Origin of the sequence: Streptomyces sp. NPDC060209 (genome assembly GCF_042728155.1) — a bacterium.
In the GTDB taxonomy this organism is placed as follows: Bacteria; Actinomycetota; Actinomycetes; order Streptomycetales; family Streptomycetaceae; genus Streptomyces.
The window spans coordinates 1-16436 of the sequence record NZ_JBHWZS010000192.1 but is presented as its reverse complement, the minus strand read 5'-3'; the positions used below and the strand labels follow the sequence as shown (position 1 = coordinate 16436).

At 71.3% G+C, this 16436-nt stretch carries 13 protein-coding genes and 1 pseudogene; 7 read left to right on the top strand and 7 right to left on the bottom strand.

What is annotated here, in order from left to right; translation table 11 throughout:
* Positions 1–623: pseudogene (locus tag ACFWFI_RS29200) on the bottom strand (hypothetical protein); the annotation flags it as partial.
* Positions 624–759: 136 nt separating this feature from the next.
* Between ACFWFI_RS29200 and ACFWFI_RS29195 the strand changes: the two are divergent.
* From ACFWFI_RS29195 to ACFWFI_RS29175, 5 genes are all read left to right on the top strand, one after another.
* Positions 760–2163 (top strand): ABC transporter substrate-binding protein, encoded by a 1404-nt coding sequence (locus ACFWFI_RS29195; protein WP_387395780.1) that lies wholly within the window; start codon positions 760–762, stop codon positions 2161–2163.
* A 33-nt stretch (positions 2164–2196) separates the two neighbouring features.
* Complete coding sequence (locus ACFWFI_RS29190; RefSeq protein ID WP_387395777.1) at positions 2197–3177, top strand: carbohydrate ABC transporter permease; 981 nt, start codon at positions 2197–2199, stop codon at positions 3175–3177.
* Positions 3178–3257: 80 nt separating this feature from the next.
* Positions 3258–4124, top strand: coding sequence for a carbohydrate ABC transporter permease (locus ACFWFI_RS29185; RefSeq protein WP_387395782.1), 867 nt, complete (start codon positions 3258–3260; stop codon positions 4122–4124).
* Positions 4125–4212: 88 nt separating this feature from the next.
* Positions 4213–5427 carry an ROK family transcriptional regulator gene (locus ACFWFI_RS29180; protein ID WP_387395775.1) on the top strand — a complete coding sequence of 405 codons (1215 nt, stop codon included), beginning with the start codon at positions 4213–4215 and terminating at the stop codon, positions 5425–5427.
* A 36-nt stretch (positions 5428–5463) separates the two neighbouring features.
* Complete coding sequence (locus ACFWFI_RS29175) at positions 5464–6369, top strand: Gfo/Idh/MocA family protein (RefSeq protein WP_387395772.1); 906 nt, start codon at positions 5464–5466, stop codon at positions 6367–6369.
* A gap of 46 nt (positions 6370–6415) precedes the next feature.
* On the opposite strand, the gene ACFWFI_RS29170 is transcribed toward ACFWFI_RS29175, so the two are convergent.
* From ACFWFI_RS29170 to ACFWFI_RS29160, 3 genes are all read right to left on the bottom strand, one after another.
* Positions 6416–7519: a serine hydrolase domain-containing protein gene (locus ACFWFI_RS29170; protein ID WP_387395770.1), complete on the bottom strand. Its 1104-nt coding sequence runs from the start codon at positions 7517–7519 to the stop codon at positions 6416–6418.
* Positions 7520–7668: 149 nt separating this feature from the next.
* Complete coding sequence (locus tag ACFWFI_RS29165; RefSeq protein WP_387395768.1) at positions 7669–9492, bottom strand: SpoIIE family protein phosphatase; 1824 nt, start codon at positions 9490–9492, stop codon at positions 7669–7671.
* A gap of 299 nt (positions 9493–9791) precedes the next feature.
* Entirely contained in the window at positions 9792–10403 is a 612-nt protein-coding gene (locus ACFWFI_RS29160) for an acyl-CoA-like ligand-binding transcription factor (RefSeq protein WP_387395766.1), read from the bottom strand.
* Between the two features lie 74 nt (positions 10404–10477).
* On the opposite strand from ACFWFI_RS29160, the gene ACFWFI_RS29155 reads away from it, so the two are divergent.
* On the top strand, positions 10478–11854 hold the full coding sequence (locus ACFWFI_RS29155; protein WP_387395764.1) for a carboxypeptidase regulatory-like domain-containing protein: 1377 nt from the start codon (positions 10478–10480) through the stop codon (positions 11852–11854).
* A gap of 57 nt (positions 11855–11911) precedes the next feature.
* Here the strand turns inward: ACFWFI_RS29155 and ACFWFI_RS29150 are convergent, their stop codons facing one another.
* The 3 genes from ACFWFI_RS29150 to ACFWFI_RS29140 are packed head-to-tail and all read right to left on the bottom strand — an operon-like array spanning position 11912 to position 14540.
* The gene (locus tag ACFWFI_RS29150; RefSeq protein ID WP_387395762.1) at positions 11912–13126 is read right to left on the bottom strand and encodes a thiolase family protein; all 1215 of its coding nucleotides are present in this window, start codon (positions 13124–13126) and stop codon (positions 11912–11914) included.
* Positions 13123–13770, bottom strand: a complete 648-nt coding sequence (locus ACFWFI_RS29145; protein ID WP_387395760.1) for a CoA transferase subunit B — start codon at positions 13768–13770, stop codon at positions 13123–13125. Before ACFWFI_RS29145 ends, ACFWFI_RS29150 begins: the two co-directional genes overlap by 4 nt.
* A complete protein-coding gene (locus tag ACFWFI_RS29140) occupies positions 13770–14540 on the bottom strand; it encodes a CoA transferase subunit A (RefSeq protein ID WP_387395758.1) in 771 nt (256 codons plus the stop codon). Before ACFWFI_RS29140 ends, ACFWFI_RS29145 begins: the two co-directional genes overlap by 1 nt.
* A gap of 196 nt (positions 14541–14736) precedes the next feature.
* Between ACFWFI_RS29140 and ACFWFI_RS29135 the strand changes: the two genes are divergently transcribed.
* Positions 14737–16401, top strand: a complete 1665-nt coding sequence (locus ACFWFI_RS29135) for an IclR family transcriptional regulator domain-containing protein (RefSeq protein ID WP_387395756.1) — start codon at positions 14737–14739, stop codon at positions 16399–16401.
* Positions 16402–16436: the final 35 nt, after the last annotated feature.

The window sequence follows — 16436 nt, the reverse complement described above, 5'->3', positions numbered from 1 at the left end:
GTCGTAGGGGCGGCCGTCGGGCTGGTGGTGCAGGTAGTGGAACTCGCCGACCGCGGTGATCCCGGCGAGCGCCATCTCCGCGTACACGGCACGGGCCAGCGCGTGGTGAGCAGCCCGATGACGCCCTGGCCGAAGACGGCCACGTCCTCGCCGAGGTGGATGTCGGCGGCGAGGATCGCGTTGTACGCGATGGCGCCGACCCGGGCGAAGGCCCCGGCGAGCGGTTCGAGGCCGGCGGGCAGGGTGTGGCCGGCCATGCGCTCGGCGGGGACGATGCCCTCGCTGCGGTGGCCCCAGATGCCCCAGACCAGATCGCCCGTGACCGGCATCCCGGGCGTGCCGACGAGCTCGGGCGAGACCTCGGTGACCTCGCCCACCTCGGAGTAGCCCCAGCCGGCCACCGGGTACTCGATCCCGGCCGCCCCGTCGCGGAAGATCCGGGCCTCGGCGTCCCAGGTGCGCGTCAGGTACGGGTTCGTACCCCGGTAGGCGGTGAGTTCTGTTCCTGCCGAAATGCCGGAGTAGCGGGTGCGGACCCGCAGGTGCCCGGCGGGAAGCGGAGCGCTCTCGTGCTCGGCGACTTCGACCTGACGGGGGCCGGTGAACTGGACGACGCGTTCCACGGGGAGCTCCGGTAGCGCTTGGAGGGGTGTTGCTCGCTGACTTCCGTCGAAGATATCTCAGAGTTATGTCTTGTCAACAAGCAAAAGTGATGCTGAGATGCTCCAGGAAAGTGCGTAAGTGGCGTGAGGACACAGCATGGTGATGAAGACCCGACGGTCGAGGACGACCCTGTTCGGGCTCGCCGCGACCCTGGCGGCCGGCCTGCTGGCCGGCTGTTCCGGCAGCTCCGGCGCGGAGCGGCCCGACAACAGGATCACGGTGTGGTCGCAGGAGAACCTGCCGCCGCGGATGGCGGCGACCAGGAAGGTCATCAGCCGCTTCGAGAAGGAGAGCGGCGTCGAGGTCGATCTCGTCGGCGTGGACGAGGCCCAGCTGCCGCAGCTGATCATGTCCGCGGCGGCGGCCGGCAAGCTCCCCGACGTGATCGGGGCGGTCCCCATGGGCCAGGTCTGGCAGATGTACGGCAACGGCCTGCTCGACACCGAGGTCGCGGACCGCATCGTGAAGGACCTCCAGCCGGACACGTTCAACAGCAACGCGCTCGCGCTCACCTCCGACCGCGGGACCAGGCTCGGCGTCCCCTCCGACGCCTGGCTCCAGATCCTCGTCTACCGCAAGGACCTGTTCGCGAAGGCCGGGCTCGACGCACCGGACGACTACGCGAGCGCCCTGAAGGCCGCCGCGGCCCTCGACAAGGGCGGCCGGGACGGGATCTCGCTGGCGACCGACCCCTCGGACGTCTTCACCCAGCAGAGCTTCGAGGACCTCGCCCTGGCCAACGGCTGCCAGCTGGTCGACGAGGCGGGCGAGCCCGCCCTCGACTCCCCGGCCTGCCGTAACGCCTTCGCGGCGTACGACGAACTCGCCCGCGAGCACGGTGCGCCCGGCACCCAGAGCGTGGACACGACCCGCGCCACCTACTTCGCCGGGAAGTCGTCGATGATGGTCTGGTCGTCCTTCCTCCTGGACGAGCTGGCGGGCCTGCGGTCGGACGCGCTGCCCAGCTGCCCGGAGTGCAAGAAGGACCCGAAGTTCCTGGCCCGCAACACCGGTGTCGTCACCTCCTTGAAGGGCCCCGACGGCAAGGAACCCGCCCAGTTCGGCGAGATCACGTCATGGGCCGTCACCAGGACCGCCGAGACGGACGCCTCCAAGAAGTTCATCGAGTACATGATGGGCAAGGGGTACGCCGACTGGTTCGGCATGGCCCCCGAGGGCAAGATCCCGGTCCGCACCGGCACGGTGCAGAAGCCCGGCTCCTTCGAGCAGGCCTGGCGCGCCAGCGTCATGGGCGTCGACCACCGGGAGTCCATGCAGAAGGCCTATCCCTCCGCGCTCCTGGACCGGCTCGTCACCGGTGTCGGCGGCATGAAGCGATGGGGCCTGACCCAGGGGCAGGGCACTCTCGTCGGCGCCACGAACGGCGAACTCCCCGTCGCCAAGGCCATCGGGGCGATGACCAGCGGCCAGCTCTCCCCGGAGGAGGCCGCCCAGGAGGCCGACGACGAAGTGACCGCCCTCCAGAAGTCCCTCCAGTAGCCGCACGCCGCTCCCTCACGAGGTAACCGACCCATGAGCACAATCCAGAGCGGCGCGAAGAAGCGCCGCGTCCCACCGCAGAGTTCGAGCAGGCGGGAGAACCGCGCGGGCCTCGCCTTCGTGACCCCCACCTTCCTGGTGGTCCTGGTCGTGGTGATCCTGCCGATCCTGTGGACCGTCCTGCTCGCCTTCCAGAACGCCAAGCTGGTCGACATCCAGGAGAACGGCCTCTTCGGCCGCTGGACCCTGGACAACTTCTCCCAGGTCTTCGGATCCCCCGGCTTCTGGAGCAGTCTCGGCACCACGCTCCTCTACACCGTCGGCGCCACCGCCGGTTCCGTCGCCCTCGGGCTGATCGCCGCCCTCGCCCTGCGCAGGCCGTTCCGCGGCCGGGGCGTCCTGCGCGCCGCCATGCTCCTGCCGTACGTCGCCCCCGTCGTCGCGGTCTCCTTCGTCTGGGAGGTCGCACTCAGCCCGCAGTACGGCATCGTCAACGAATGGGGCCGCAAGCTCTTCGGGTGGGACGACCCCATCGCCTTCCTGTCCACCAGGTCATACGAAGTCGGCCTCTTCGGCGTCCACTTCGACATCCCGCTGGCGCTGCTCACCGTCATCGCCTTCGAGACCTGGCGCTACTTCCCCTTCGCCTTCCTGTTCATGCTGGCCCGGCTCCAGGCCGTACCCGCCGGTCTCGAGGAGGCCGCGGAGGTCGACGGCGCCACGCTGTCCCAGCGCTTCCGGCACATCCTGCTGCCTCAGCTGATGCCCGTCATCGCACTGCTGTCCGTACTGCGCTTCATCATGACGTTCAACAAGTTCGACGACATCTACCTGCTCACAGGCGGCGGTTCGGGGACGGACGTGGTGGCCGTCCGCGTCTACGACTTCCTCACCTCGCGCTTCGACGTCGGAGCCGCTTCCGCCCAGGCGCTCGTGCTCGCCGTCGTGCTCATGGCTCTCCTGGGCGTCTACTTCAAGTTCTTCGGCAAGAAGATGCAGGAGGAGTCGGCATGACCCCCACCCCGACCATGACCCACGAACGGGCGGAGCGCACCACCCGCCCGGTGTCCCCGCCGCAGCGCCCCCGGCCGCGGCTGACCCGCGCCCAGTTCGAGGACCGCTTCTTCGGGGTCCTGCGCTGGGTGGTGATCGCCTTCCTCGCGGCGATCACCATCGTGCCCTTCTACTACATGCTGATGCTGTCGGTGAAGCCCATCGACGCCCTGCTCCTCGACCCGGGCAACCTCTGGGTCTCGGCGAAGGACTTCACGCTCGACACGTACGAGAGCGTCCTCAAGTCCTCGGCGGAGGGTGGCCAGGGCTTCCTCGGCATGCTGCTCAACTCGGCGCTCGTCGCCGTCGCCACGGTCCTGCTCACACTGGCCGCCGCGGTACCGGGCGCGTACGCCGTCAGCCGGCTGAAGTTCTTCGGCAACCGTCAGGTCAGCGCGGTCTTCCTGGCCGTCTACCTCTTCCCCGCCACACTGCTGGCCGTGCCGCTCTTCGTCATGTTCGCGAAGATGGGGCTCTCCGGAAGCCTCGTCGGGCTCGCCATCGTCTACATCGCGCAGACCGTCCCCGTCTCGATCTACATGCTGAAGAACTACTTCGTCACCATCCCCTTCAGCATCGAGGAAGCGGCGGCGATCGACGGAGCGTCGCGACTGCAGACCGTACGCAAGATCATCCTGCCGCTCGCACTGCCGACCCTCATGGCCACCGGGCTGTACGTTTTCATGATCGCCTGGAACGAATTCCTGTTCGCCCTCCTCTTCCTGGCGGCCGACCCCGAGCGGTGGACGGTCTCCCTGGGGCTCCAGCAACTGGCCAACGGCATCGAGGTGTCCAAGACCGTGCTGATGGCCGGGTCGGTCGTCCTCACCATCCCTGTGGTACTCCTGTTCTTCTCCGCCGAACGGCTCCTCACCGAGGGCCTGACCAGCGGTGCGGACAAGGGCTGACGCCGGGAGCCGGGAGGGCCGGCGGGGAGAGAAGCGACAGCCCCTCGGGGCAGGCACGGACGCGACAGACAGGGCGAGGACGGCGGGGATGGCAGGAAACCAGGCCAGCGCGGGGCATCTGCTGCAACTCATCCGCAGCGGTGAGGCCACCACGCGCGGTGAGCTCCAGCAGGCGACCGGCCTGTCCCGCTCCACGGTGGGACACCGGCTCGACCAGCTCTTCGGAGCGGGCTGGCTGCGCGGGGCCACCGGCACCTCCACCGGCGGACGCCCCTCCGCACGGCTGGAGTTCGACCCGACGCATGCCGTGGTGCTCGTCGCGGACCTGGAGACCCGGCATGCCCGCGCCGCCGTGCTCGACCTGTCCGGAGCCGTCCTCGCCGAGCACACCGGTGCCCTGGTCATCGCCGACGGTCCCGACCGTGCCCTGGACCAACTGGCCCGCTGGTTCGGCCCGCTGCTCGCCGAGGCCGGCACGGGACCAGAACGGGTCTGCGGCGTCGGGCTCTCCGTACCGGGGCCGGTGGACTGGGAGTCGGCCCGGATCGTGCAGCCGCCGATCATGCCCGGCTGGGACCGCTTCCCCGTACGGGAACGGCTGCGCGAGGCCTGGGCCGAGCACGTCGGTCCGATGCCGGCGGCCGGATCCCTGCCCGTGTTCGTCGACAACGACGCCAATCTGATGGCCCTGGCGGAGCAGCGGGCCGGTCACCCGGACTGCAGTGCCTTCGTCCTGGTCAAGGCGTCCACCGGGATCGGCGCGGGCGTCGTCGTCGGAGGCGAGATCTACCGGGGCATCGACGGCGGGGCGGGCGACATCGGCCACATCCGCCTGCACGACCGCCCTGACGCGCTGTGCATGTGCGGTTCCTACGGTTGTCTCGCGGCCGTCGCCAGCGGCCGGTCCATCGCCGGACAGCTGACCGCGGCCGGTGTGCCCACCGCGTCGGGTTCCGATGTGCGCGAGCACCTCGCCGCGGGGCAGCCGGATGCCGTCAGGCTCGCCCGTGAGGCGGGGCAGCGCGTCGGCGAGGTCCTGGTCACGGTCGTCACCCTGCTCAACCCCGGAGTGCTGATGCTGAGCGGGGATCTGGCGGGCACCCCGTTCCTCACAGGGGTCCGTGAACTCATCTACCAGCGCGCCATGCCACGCACCACGGCACACCTCCAGGTCGTCACCTCCGAACTGGGAGACCGCGCGGCCCTGGTCGGAGCCGCCCGCATGGTCATCGACCACCTCTACGCCCCCGATCGCGCCGACGCCCGCCTCGCGGCCGCGGCCCGTACCGGCGAAGGCGCCTGAGCGAACCGCACCCACAGCAGAACGACGGAGAGCACCATGTCCACCGCCCCTCCCGCAGACAACTGGCCCTACGAACCGGTCCGTGTCGGCCTCGTGGGCGCCGGCCCCTGGGCCCGCGCCATGCACGCCCGCATGCTGGCCGCAGGGCCGGAGACGGCGCTGGCGGCGGTCTGGGCGCGCCGTCCTGAGGCCGCGGCCGAGGTCGCCGAACCCTACGGGGCCCCGGTGGCCGCCTCCTTCGAGGAACTCCTCGACCGGTGCGAGGCGGTCGCGTTCGCCGTGCCGCCCGCCGTCCAGGCAGTCCTCGCGCCGCGTGCGGCGGCCGCGGGCCGCGCGCTCCTGCTGGAGAAGCCGCTCGGCGCCGACCTCGACGCGGCGCGTGCCGTGGCGGACGCCGTCGGCGAACACGGGGTGATCTCCCAGCTCGTCCTCACGAAGCGGTACCACCCGGCCACCCGCGCCTTCCTCGCGGAGGCGGCCACCCGCGAGGTGACGGGAGCACGCTCCTGCTATCTGCACGGGGCTTTCCTCGGCGGGGAGTTCGCCACCTCCTGGCGGCTGGAACACGGCGCGCTGCTCGACCTCGGCCCCCACCTCCTGGACCTCCTCGACAGCGCGGTCGCACCCATCGTCTCCGTACGGGCCACGGGGGATCCGCGCCGGTGGATCGAGCTGACCTGCGAGCACGAGAACGGTGCGGTCAGCCAGGCGTCCCTCTCGGGCAGCGTGCAGCTGCCGCGGGCCAGGACCCGGGTGGAACTGTTCGGACCCGGGGAGGAGTTGGTCTACGACACGGCCGGCATCGATCACGAGGAGTGCTGGCCCGTCCTCCGCCGTGAGTTCGCCACCGCCGTAAGGACCGGCAAGGGGACCGGCATCGACGCGGCGCACGGCCTGCACATACAGAATCTGCTCGACCGGGCCGTGCGTACGGCCGCCTGAACCCCGCAGGGCCGGAGCCGCTCACGGCTGCGGCGTCCGGCTCGGCTCACGCGCGGCCCTTGCCGCACAGGGCGGCGTCCACCGCGCCCTGGAGATGGCCCAGGCTCTCGCCCTCCGCCGCCCAGGTCGTGGTGTAGACGGTCACGGTGCCCCGCCCGCCCGTGGCCCGGCCGCCGCCCACCGAGTCGCCGGGCAGATCGCCGCCGTGGCCCCAGTAGGCTCCGCCGCAGCTGAGGGGGATCGAGGCGACGCCGTAGCCGTAGCGGCTGCCCGAGGGGTAGACGTCCCGGCCGCCGACGTCGGTGGTGTCCTGGGTCATCAGGTGCAGCGCCCAGCCGGGCAGGAGCCGGCCGCCGAACAGGCCGTTCCAGAAGGCGTTGAGGTCCTCGGGCGTGGAGACGAGCCCGCCGGACGCCCCGAACTCGTAACCGGGAAGATCGGTCACGTCCACGACCCCTGCTTCCGGAAGCGCGGGGTGCACGCCGTAGTTGCGGGCGTGCGGTCCGCGCAGGGTCAGCTCGCCGGGCGCGGGCCAGTAGGTGTCGTCCAGGTGCAGGGGACGCAGAATCGTGCGCTCGACGTAGGTGCGGAAGCCGACTCCCGACGCCCTGTCGATCACCATGCCGAGGACCAGGTAGTTGGTGTTGGAGTAGCCCCAGCCGTCCCCGGGCTCGAAGTCTGGCTCCGTGCCGAGCGAGAGGGCGAGATAGTCCTCCGGCGTGCCCGCCTCGGACCAGTCGACCAGTGCCGAGAACTCCGGCAGCCCGCTGGTCTGCTTCAGCAACTGCCGTACGGTGACAGCGTGTCCGGCGAGCTGGGGCACATACTTCCCGGCGCGGTCGTCGAGACGGATCCGTCCGTCCGCCACCAGGCGCATGACGGCTGTCGCTGTGAACGCCTTGGTGTTGCTCGCCAGCCGGAACCGCCCGCGCTCCTGCGGCATGTGACGGCCCGACACCAGGTCCGCGACCCCCGCCGTACGGGTCGCCCTGCCGTCGTACGCGAGGGCGCCGGGCACGCCGTCCCGGCCCACGAGCAGATCCAGCTGCCGCTGCACCGGGTCCGACGGGCGGGCCGCCGCCACGGGAGCGAGTGCCCCGGTCAGCGTGGCGGCGAGCAGGACTGCGGCGGCGAGGCGCTTGCGGTGCATGGGACTTCCCCCTGAGTCATGGCCCGGATCTCACGGACCGATCGGTTGCTCACCGACGACCCTGCCAGTGGCCCTGCGCGAGATCAGTGCGTCCCGCCCCCGGATCGGAGGTGTGCTCACCCCCCTTGGCGGACTGCCCGTCGTGTGCCTCAGGCCGGTTCCGAGGTGTCCCTGACGGGTGAGTCCTCGATGCGGGAGCCAGGCGCTCCGCGGCCGGGCGCGGCCGGGTTGTGCGCGTGCTGCGGCGGTGCCTCGTCGTCGCCGGCTCCCACGCCCGCCGCCGGGGTGCGAAGAACCAGCAGGGCGACGTCGTCGCCGCTGGGGTCGATGCGTTCCAGGAGTTCGTCGAGGAAGTCCTCGAGGCCACGGCCGACCAGGTCGGAGGCATGCCGGCGCAGCATGGCGAGACCGGCTTCGATGTCACGGCTGCGGCTCTCGACGAGCCCGTCGGTGTAGAGAAGGAGAGTCGAGCGGGGCGGGAGTTCCGTGCGGGCGTCCGGCCACCCCAGCCCCAGGTGCAGGGCCGAGCTGAGACCGAGGAGAGGGCCGTGACCGGCTTCGAGGAAGCGGGTGTCGCCGTCGGCGGTGATCAGAAGGGGCGGCGGGTGGCCGGCGTTGACCCAGTGGAGCTCCCAGGGTCCGCCCTCCTCGCCCTCGATGCGCGCGAAGACGCACGTGGCCATGGGGGCGTCGCTCGTGTGGGTCATGGCCTCGTCCAGACGGCGGATGATCAGGCTGGGGGGCTCCGTCCGGTCCCAGGCCAGGGCGCGCAGCATGTTGCGGACCTCGGCCATGTGAGCGGCGGCCTTGAGGTCGTGGCCGACGACGTCCCCGATGACCATCGTCAGGACGCCGTCGCCGAGGAGGAAGGAGTCGTACCAGTCCCCACCGATCTCGGCGGCGCTCTCGGCGGGCCGGTAGCGGGCCGCCATCGTGAGGTGGTCGACCTGGGGCAGTGGGGTGAGGAGCTGGCGCTGCATGGTCTCGGCGACGTGACGCTGCTGCTCGAACAGTTCGGCGGCTTCCATGACGAGGCCGGCGCGGCGCCCGATGTCGGAGAGCACGAAGACCTCGGCCTCCGTGTAGGAGGAGTCGGGGGCGATGCGAGCCACGGTCAGCGCGCCGAAGACCCTCCGCCGGGTGTGCAGGGGCACCACGACGGCGCAGGTGCCTCCCAACCGGTCGAACAGGTCCCGGTGGGCGCTCGCGAGAGGGCTGTCCGGCTCGTCCATGAGGGTGTCCGCGTCCAGGACGACGGGCTCGGCGCTCCGCAGTGTCTGGATCGCTGCCGATCGGGTGGATTCGGGCAACGAGGGCAACGGGCCCGTTAGCGCGTCCGCCACCCGCTGGTCGCCGGAGGTACGGACGACGACGCGCTGCATCTCGCCCGTCTGCTCCGCCGCACGCAGGTCGATCGCCGCCCAGTCACCCATGTCGGGTATGAGCAGCCCGGCCAGTTTCTTCAGCATCTCCGGGGTGTCCGTGGCGGAGATGAGGACCGTCGAGACCTCCGCCACCATCGTCAGCCGGGCGGTGAGCCCCTCCAGGGCCGCGAGGTAGGCCGCGGTCTGCTCGGCGGCGTCACGGTGCAGACTGAAATCGTGGAAGACGACCACCGCGCCTTCCGAACGCCCCTCGTGCCGCAGCGGTGTGGCCGCCCAGATGACCGGCACCAGGCTGCCGTCACCGCGAAGGAAGAGTTCGTCGGTCCCCTCGGTCGGCCGTTCGCTGTCCAGCACGGTCAGCAGACTGCACTCGCTCCGCGGGACGGTGCCGCCGTCCCGTCGGCGGTGCAGCAGATCGTGCATGTCGTGACCGAGCATCTGCTCCTGCGGGCGGCCGAGGAGCTGCGCCGCACGTGGATTGCACGCGGTGAGCAGACCGGTGGTGTCGGTGACGAACACCCCCGCCCCCAGGCTGTCGAACACGGTGCGCATGAAGCCGATCTCCAGCAGCCCGTCCGTGGACCTCATCGATCGGCCCTCGGCGTCATCGGGCAGACCTCTCCGCCCGGACTCGCCGTCATCACGTCTCCCGGACCGCCCGGCGGCGGCAGCCGCACGGGCGGCACCCGGTCCGCCGCCGGAAACGCGGTCTGGGAGGTCATGCGCTCATGCCTTCCGCTTCGTGATCGGTAGCCGGGCCCCCTGCGCCCGGCGAAGGGGCCGGAGGGCACCCGCAGCACCACAGCATCTGTTCATCATTCATCCGGGACGCCCGTTTCGCCGCTCGGGGGAGGCGGGCCGCCGTCGGGTTCGGTCGCCCGGTGGGCTCAGTCGCCCGGCGGGATCTTCCTCGCCAGGCCGTCGCGGACCATGCCGACAGCCCTGCCGAGCACCGTGACCGCGTCCTCCCCGGAGTCGGGCCGCCAGCACGCGACGGCCGCCTGCTGGGCCGCGAAGGCGACGGCCGCCGTGGTGCGTACGTAGAGATCGGTCTCCGGGAGCCCGGTGCGTGACGCCACCGCCGAGATGACCGCGTCCTCGACCGCACGGTTGGTCTGCGCGATGCGCGGGAGCAGTTCCGGGCGTTCGCGCAGGAGGGCCGCGCGTCCCAGGAGGATCCCGCCGGTGGTCAGCTCGCCCAGGCGCTCGGCGAGGACGGCGTGGACGGCCTCCAGCGGGGTCTCGTGCGCGGGACGCTCGGTGATCCGCCGCCGGATCAGGGCGGGGGCGCCCTCCTCGAGGACGAACACCGCTTCTTCCTTGGTCGCGAAGTAGTTGAAGAAGGTGCGCGGGGACACGCCGGCGTCCGCGCAGATGTCCTCCACGGTGATCGCCTCAGGACCGTGCTCCCGGAAGAGGGCCACTGCCGAACTCTGCAGAGCCTTCCTGGTCGCCCTCTTCTTACGCTCACGCAAGCCTTCTCCGGGGGTGGTCGTCACTGTGAGCCTCCTTGTTTGCAGTGCTGCAATAATGCAGTACTGCATTATTTATTGCCGGACCGAGGAGTCTCCCCGTGGCAGAACAGACCCAGCGCCCCCGGGGGGTGCCGACAGCCAGGACCGTGGCTGAGGCCCTGTGGTTTCCGGCGGCTCTGTTCCTCGGCTTCCTGTTCTGCTTCGCCCCGGCCCTCCACGCGCCGCAGCCCCACCATGTGAAGGTCGCGGTCGCCGCCCCCGGTGTCGAGGACGACCTGCTCCGGCACCATCCGGGCGGCTTCGACGTCACGGTGGTGGCCGACGACCGGGCGGCGCGACAGGCGGTGCTGGACCGGGACGTGGCGGCGGCCTACACCTCCCACGGCCGGGAAGCCGTGCTGTACGTGGCCCAGGCCAACGGGGCGTCATTCGGCCAGACCCTTCGCGACGTGTTCGGCGACGTCGCCGGACGAGGTGGCCGCCGGCTCACGGTCAGGGACTTGGCGCACACCGTGAGCAAGGATCTGCTCGGCTCGACCCTGCTCTACTTCGGCATCGCCTGGAGCGTCCCCGCCTACATCCTGGCGACCACCCTGCTGCGCGCCGTCACCTTCAGCCGGCGCAGGAAGCTCCTGACGATCGCGGGCACCGCCGCGCTGTTCAGCGTCGTGGGGTGGGTGGCCGGAGCGGCGCTGGGCTACCTGCCCGCCGATCCCGCCGCGATGGGCGTGGCCTTTCTGCTCACCACCGCCGTGAGCACCTTCGCCTCCGGCATCGCCCCGTTCACCCGGCAGTTCTTCCCGGCGGTCGGCATGGGCCTGTTCATCGTGCTGTCCATCCCCACCAGCGGCGGGGTCGTGGCGGCGGGGATGCTGCCGGAGCCCTTCCAGCACGTGCACGCGGTGATGCCCCTCGCCAACGCGGTCGACGCGCTGCGCGGCGTCCTCTACTTCGACGGCGCGGGCGTGCTCAAGCCCGTTCTGGTGCTGTGCGCCTGGATCGCCGGCGGCGTCGCCCTGATGGGTCTCGACGCCTGGCTCCGGAACCGGGGGGCCTCGGGGGAGTACGCCGACGAAGGCCAGGAGGAACCGTCGGAGCCGCCCGTCGAGGACCCCGCACTGGAAACACCCGTGCCCACCGCGCTGCCGGTCCACCGGCACCACTTCGGCGAGCCGGTCCCCATGATCGAGGGCACGGTCCACGACTCCGCGTCGCGTCCCGTCCGGGGCGCCGCGGTGATCATCATGGACACGGCCGGCCGGCAACTGGTCCGCACCAGGACCGACGCACGGGGTGAGTACGCCGCTACCGGGCTCCCCGAGGGCTACCTCACCGTCGTCGCGGCCTCGCCGAACGGGAGTCCGCAGGCCCGGCAGAAGCTCATGCGGCTCGGCGAGGTCGTCCGCGCCGACTTCGCCCTGCACAGCAAGGTGCACAGCGAGGAAGGGGACGGACGGCCCGCGCACCGGGCGTGAAACGCCCGTACCGGCCGGGCGCGGCATCTGCGCGGCCCAGCCGGTACGACGCCGGCGTCACCTCTCCAGCACGAGCGCCGAGCCCTGGCCCACGCCGATGCACAGCGTCGCCACGCCGACCCCGGAGCCGGCGGCCTTGAGCTGGTGGGCGATGGATCCCGCGAGGCGGGCCCCCGAGGCGCCGAGGGGGTGGCCGATCGCGATCGCTCCACCGCGCGGATTGAGCACGGACGGGTCGAGGCCGGGCCACTCGGCCACGCAGCCCAGCACCTGGGCGGCGAAAGCCTCGTTGAGTTCGAGGGCCGTGAGGTCGGCGAAGTTCCTGCCTGCCCGGTCCAGCGCCCTGTTCACGGCCTCGACGGGGGCGAGCCCGAAGTAGTGCGGCTCGTTGGCGGACACGGCGGAGGCCGTGATCCGGGCCAGCGGCTCACGGCCGGTGGCCCGCAGGCCCTCCTCGTCGGCCAGCAGCAGGGCCGCCGCACCGTCGTTGAGCGGGGAGGAGTTGCCCGCGGTGACGGTGCCGCCGTCCGTACGGAATGACGGACTCAGCTTGGCCATGGCCTCCAGCGACGCGTCGTCCCTGATGCACTCGTCCCTGTCCACCACGAGCGGGTCGCCCTTGCGGCGCGGGATCGTCAGTGGTGCGATCTCTCCGTCGAACAGCCCCGCTGCCCGGGCGGCCGACGCCTTCCGGTGCGAGGCGAGAGCGAACTCGTCCTGCTGTTCACGGCTGATGGAGTGCTTCTCCGCGATCAGTTCGGCGCTCTCGCCGAGCGGCACCGTCCACCGGGGATCCATCCGGGGGTTGACCATGCGCCAGCCCAGGGTGGTCGAGTACATCTCGGTGTGCCCGGCCGGGAAGGCGCGGTCGCTCTTGGGCAGGACGTAAGGGGCGCGGGTCATCGACTCGACCCCGCCGGCGACGACGAGCGAGTGGTCCCCCAGCGCCACGGCGCGTGCCGCGTGCACGACGGCTTCGAGGCCCGAGGCGCAGAGCCGGTTGACGGTCACGCCGGGAACGGAGACCGGCAGGCCCGCGAGGAGCGCGGCCATCCTGCCGACGTTGCGGTTCTCCTCGCCCGCGCCGTTGGCGTTTCCGAGCACCACGTCACCGATGCGGGAGGGGTCGAGCTGCGGGGTGCGGTCGAGCAGCGCGCGGATGGTGTGGGCGGCCAGGTCGTCGGGCCGTACCTGCGCGAGCGCCCCGTTGTACCTGCCGATCGGGGTGCGGACTGCGTCGACGATGTACACGTCGCGGGGGCGGAAGCTCATGACGTGACCCTTTCGGCCGTACGGACCGGAGCGGCGGTCCTCTCCAGGACCTCGGCGGTGCTCACCCCGGGGGCGGTCTCCACCAGGACCAGACCGTCGTCGGTCACGTCGAGCACGGCGAGATCCGTGATGACGCGGTGGACGCACGCCTTGCCTGTCAGCGGCAGGGTGCACTCCTCGACGATCTTCGGGCTGCCGTCCTTGGCGGTGTGCGTCATGGTCACGATGACGCGGCGGGCCCCGTGCACGAGGTCCATGGCCCCGCCGATGCCGGTCACCATCTTCCCCGGCACCGCCCAGTTGGCGAGGTCGCCCCGGGCCGAGACCTCCATGGCACCCAGCACGGCGGCGTCGATGTGACCGCCGCGGATCATGCCGAAGGAGAGTGCCGAGTCGAAAAACGAGGCGCCCGGCCGGACGGTGACCGTCTCCTTGCCCGCGTTGATGAGATCGGGGTCGACGTCCTCGTCGTACGGGAAGGCGCCGGTGCCCAGGATGCCGTTCTCGGACTCCAGGACGACGTGCACGCCCTCGGGCAGGTGGTTCGGGATCAGCGTCGGCAGCCCGATGCCGAGGTTCACGTACTCGCCGTCGCGCAGTTCGGCGGCCGCCCTGGCGGCCATCTCGTTCCGGTTCCAGGCCATCAGTCCCGTGCCTCCCGCTCAGTGATCGTCCGCTTCTCGACCTTCTTGTCCACGGCCTGCTCGGGGGTCAGTGCGACCACCCGCTGTACGAAGATGCCCGGCAGGTGCACGTGGTCCGGGTCGATCTCGCCCGGCTCGACCAGCTCCTCGACCTCCGCGACGGTGATGCGGCCGGCCATGGCGGCGAGCGGATTGAAGTTGCGCGCGGACCTGTTGAAGACCAGGTTGCCGTGCCGGTCGCCCTTCGCCGCCCTGACGAGGGCGAAGTCGGTGCGGATGCTGTGCTCCAGGACGTACTCGGTGCCGTCGAAGTCGCGTACTTCCCTGGCGGGGGAGGCCACGGCCACCCCGCCCTCGCCGTCGTACCGCCAGGGGAGTCCGCCGTCGGCGACCTGTGTTCCCACGCCTGCGGGGGTGTAGAACGCGGGTATCCCCGCCCCGCCGGCCCGGAGCCGCTCGGCAAGGGTGCCCTGCGGGATGAGTTCGAGCTCCAGCTCACCACCGAGGTACTGCCGAGCGAACTCCTTGTTCCCGCCGATGTACGAGCCGGTCACCCGGCTGATCCGGCCGGCGGAGAGCAGGACCGCGAGACCCGAGTCCATCGCTCCGCAGTTGTTGGATACGACGCCGAGTCCGCTGACGCCGCTCGCGTACAGCGCATCGATCAACACGTTCGGCACACCGCTGAGACCGAAGCCCCCCACCGCCACCGAGGCGCCGTCCGGCACGTCGGCGACGGCCAGCGCCGCTGACGCGACCACCTTGTCCATGGAACCGTCCATCCATTAGTGTTCGCATAGTGAAGTTTCCTTCACTATGATGCCAAGAGTCTGCCGCCCGGATCGGAGCCCTGTCAACGGCCTCGGGTGCGGCCGGACGCATCCGGACATCGCCCCCCGGACGGCCGGATGCCGCCCACCGCCGTACCGTGTCTCTCCGGCACGGACGAACCCGACGGAGAAACAGATGTCACCGACCCGGACCGCCCAGCCCGGCACGCAGGTGCCCGCGGAGGCCGTCGCCCCGCTCATGCGGGGCATCGCCGTCCTGCGCCGGCTGACCGACGCGGACGGCTCCCTCAGCCTCAGCGACCTCGAACGCGCCACCGGCCTGGCCCGCTCGACCGTCGACCGGGTAACGCTCACGCTCGCCCGCACGGGATACGTGCGCATCGACGGCAGGGTCGTCACCCTCGCGCCGCGCCTGATGGAGCTGGGCAACGCCTACCTGTCCTCGATCCGCATCCCGGGCCTGCTCGGCGACGAGGTGGACGCCCTGGCCGACGAACTCGACGAGTCCGTGTCGCTCGCGGTGCCCGATCGCGGGGACATCCGCTTCGTGCACCAGGCCACCCGGCGCCGCGCGATGTCCCTGAGCTTCCGCATCGGCGACCTGCTGCCCGCCGAACGCACCGCCCCGGGTGCGCTCTTCGCCACCTGCTGGGGAACCGAGGAGTGGCAGGCCTGGAGGGAGAGGCGGCTCTCCGATCCGGCGGGATCCGGCTTCCCGTCCCTGCCGCCGCGCCCGTGCCCCGCGGACGACCTCTTCCAGGAACGGGTGGACACGGCGCGTGCCGACGGCTGGGCGCTGGACGACCAGCTGATCGAACCCGGCCTCCTCGCCCTCGCCGTACCCGTGCGGGATCCCGCCGGAGGCATCGCGTGCGTGCTCAGCGTGGTCAGCCACACCAGCAGGTACACCGCGCAGGGGCTCCGCGACGGCCTGCTGCCCCGGCTGCGCGATGCCGCCGCGTCGATGGAGCGCCGACTGCGCGACGCACCCCCCGAGGGAACCGTGCCGGCCCCCGGGGCCCTCGCCTCGTGGACCGCGGCCTCGAAGCAGGAACTGGGCCGGGAGTTCGTCGAATCCCTCGCCCGCGGCCTGACCGTCATCACCGCCTTCGGTGACGGCGGCGCCGCCCTGACGCTCAGTGCCGTCGCGCGCGCGACAGGTCTCTCACGCGCCTCCGCACGCCGGGCCCTGATCACCCTGGAACACCTCGGCTACGTCACGGTGGACGACCGTGAACACCGGCTGACGCCACGCGTCCTCGCACTCGGCTACCCACCGCTCTCCCGCACCACCCTGTCGCGGATCGCCGAGCCGCACCTCGCCGCACTGGCAGGGCGGATCCAGGATTCCGCGTCCCTCGCCGTCCTCGTCGACGACTCCGTGCAGTACGTCGCGCGGGCCGCCACCCATCGCATCATGAGGGTCGACATCACCGTCGGCACCCGCTTCCCCGCCTACGCGACCTCGTTGGGCCGCGTCCTGCTGGCCGACCTGCCCGCCGCCGGACTCGGATCCCTCCTCGACCACGCGGAGTTGCGCCCACTGGCCCCCCACACCCTCACCCGCCGTGCCGAACTCGAAGCCGTTCTGGAAGGTGTGCGCGCCGAGGGGTACGCCCTGGTCGACGAGGAGCTCGAAGCCGGCCTGCGCTCCATCGCCGTACCCGTGCGCGACCGGGCAGGCACCGCGGTCGCGGCCATCAACGTCGCCATGCACAGCAGCAGCCGGACGATCGAGGAATGTCTGGAGCAGGTGCTGCCCCAACTCCGGCTCACCGCGGGGAGTATCGAGTCCGAACTGCACACGGCTGCCCGCTTCACCCACGTCGCGGTGATGTGAGCCTGATCGGTAACCGGTGCGGGCCGGGCCGAAGA

Excerpts from the sequence above, each read along its gene's own strand:
- ACFWFI_RS29150 (WP_387395762.1), bottom strand. The coding sequence starts at position 13,126 with ATGAGCTTCCGCCCCCGCGACGTGTACATCGTCGACGCAGTCCGCACC.
- ACFWFI_RS29170 (WP_387395770.1), bottom strand. The coding sequence starts at position 7,519 with ATGCACCGCAAGCGCCTCGCCGCCGCAGTCCTGCTCGCCGCCACGCTG.
- ACFWFI_RS29195 (WP_387395780.1), top strand. The coding sequence starts at position 760 with ATGGTGATGAAGACCCGACGGTCGAGGACGACCCTGTTCGGGCTCGCC.
- ACFWFI_RS29175 (WP_387395772.1), top strand. The coding sequence starts at position 5,464 with ATGTCCACCGCCCCTCCCGCAGACAACTGGCCCTACGAACCGGTCCGT.
- ACFWFI_RS29190 (WP_387395777.1), top strand. The coding sequence starts at position 2,197 with ATGAGCACAATCCAGAGCGGCGCGAAGAAGCGCCGCGTCCCACCGCAG.
- ACFWFI_RS29140 (WP_387395758.1), bottom strand. The coding sequence starts at position 14,540 with ATGGACAAGGTGGTCGCGTCAGCGGCGCTGGCCGTCGCCGACGTGCCG.
- ACFWFI_RS29180 (WP_387395775.1), top strand. The coding sequence starts at position 4,213 with ATGGCAGGAAACCAGGCCAGCGCGGGGCATCTGCTGCAACTCATCCGC.
- ACFWFI_RS29165 (WP_387395768.1), bottom strand. The coding sequence starts at position 9,492 with ATGAGGTCCACGGACGGGCTGCTGGAGATCGGCTTCATGCGCACCGTG.
- ACFWFI_RS29135 (WP_387395756.1), top strand. The coding sequence starts at position 14,737 with ATGTCACCGACCCGGACCGCCCAGCCCGGCACGCAGGTGCCCGCGGAG.
- ACFWFI_RS29145 (WP_387395760.1), bottom strand. The coding sequence starts at position 13,770 with ATGGCCTGGAACCGGAACGAGATGGCCGCCAGGGCGGCCGCCGAACTG.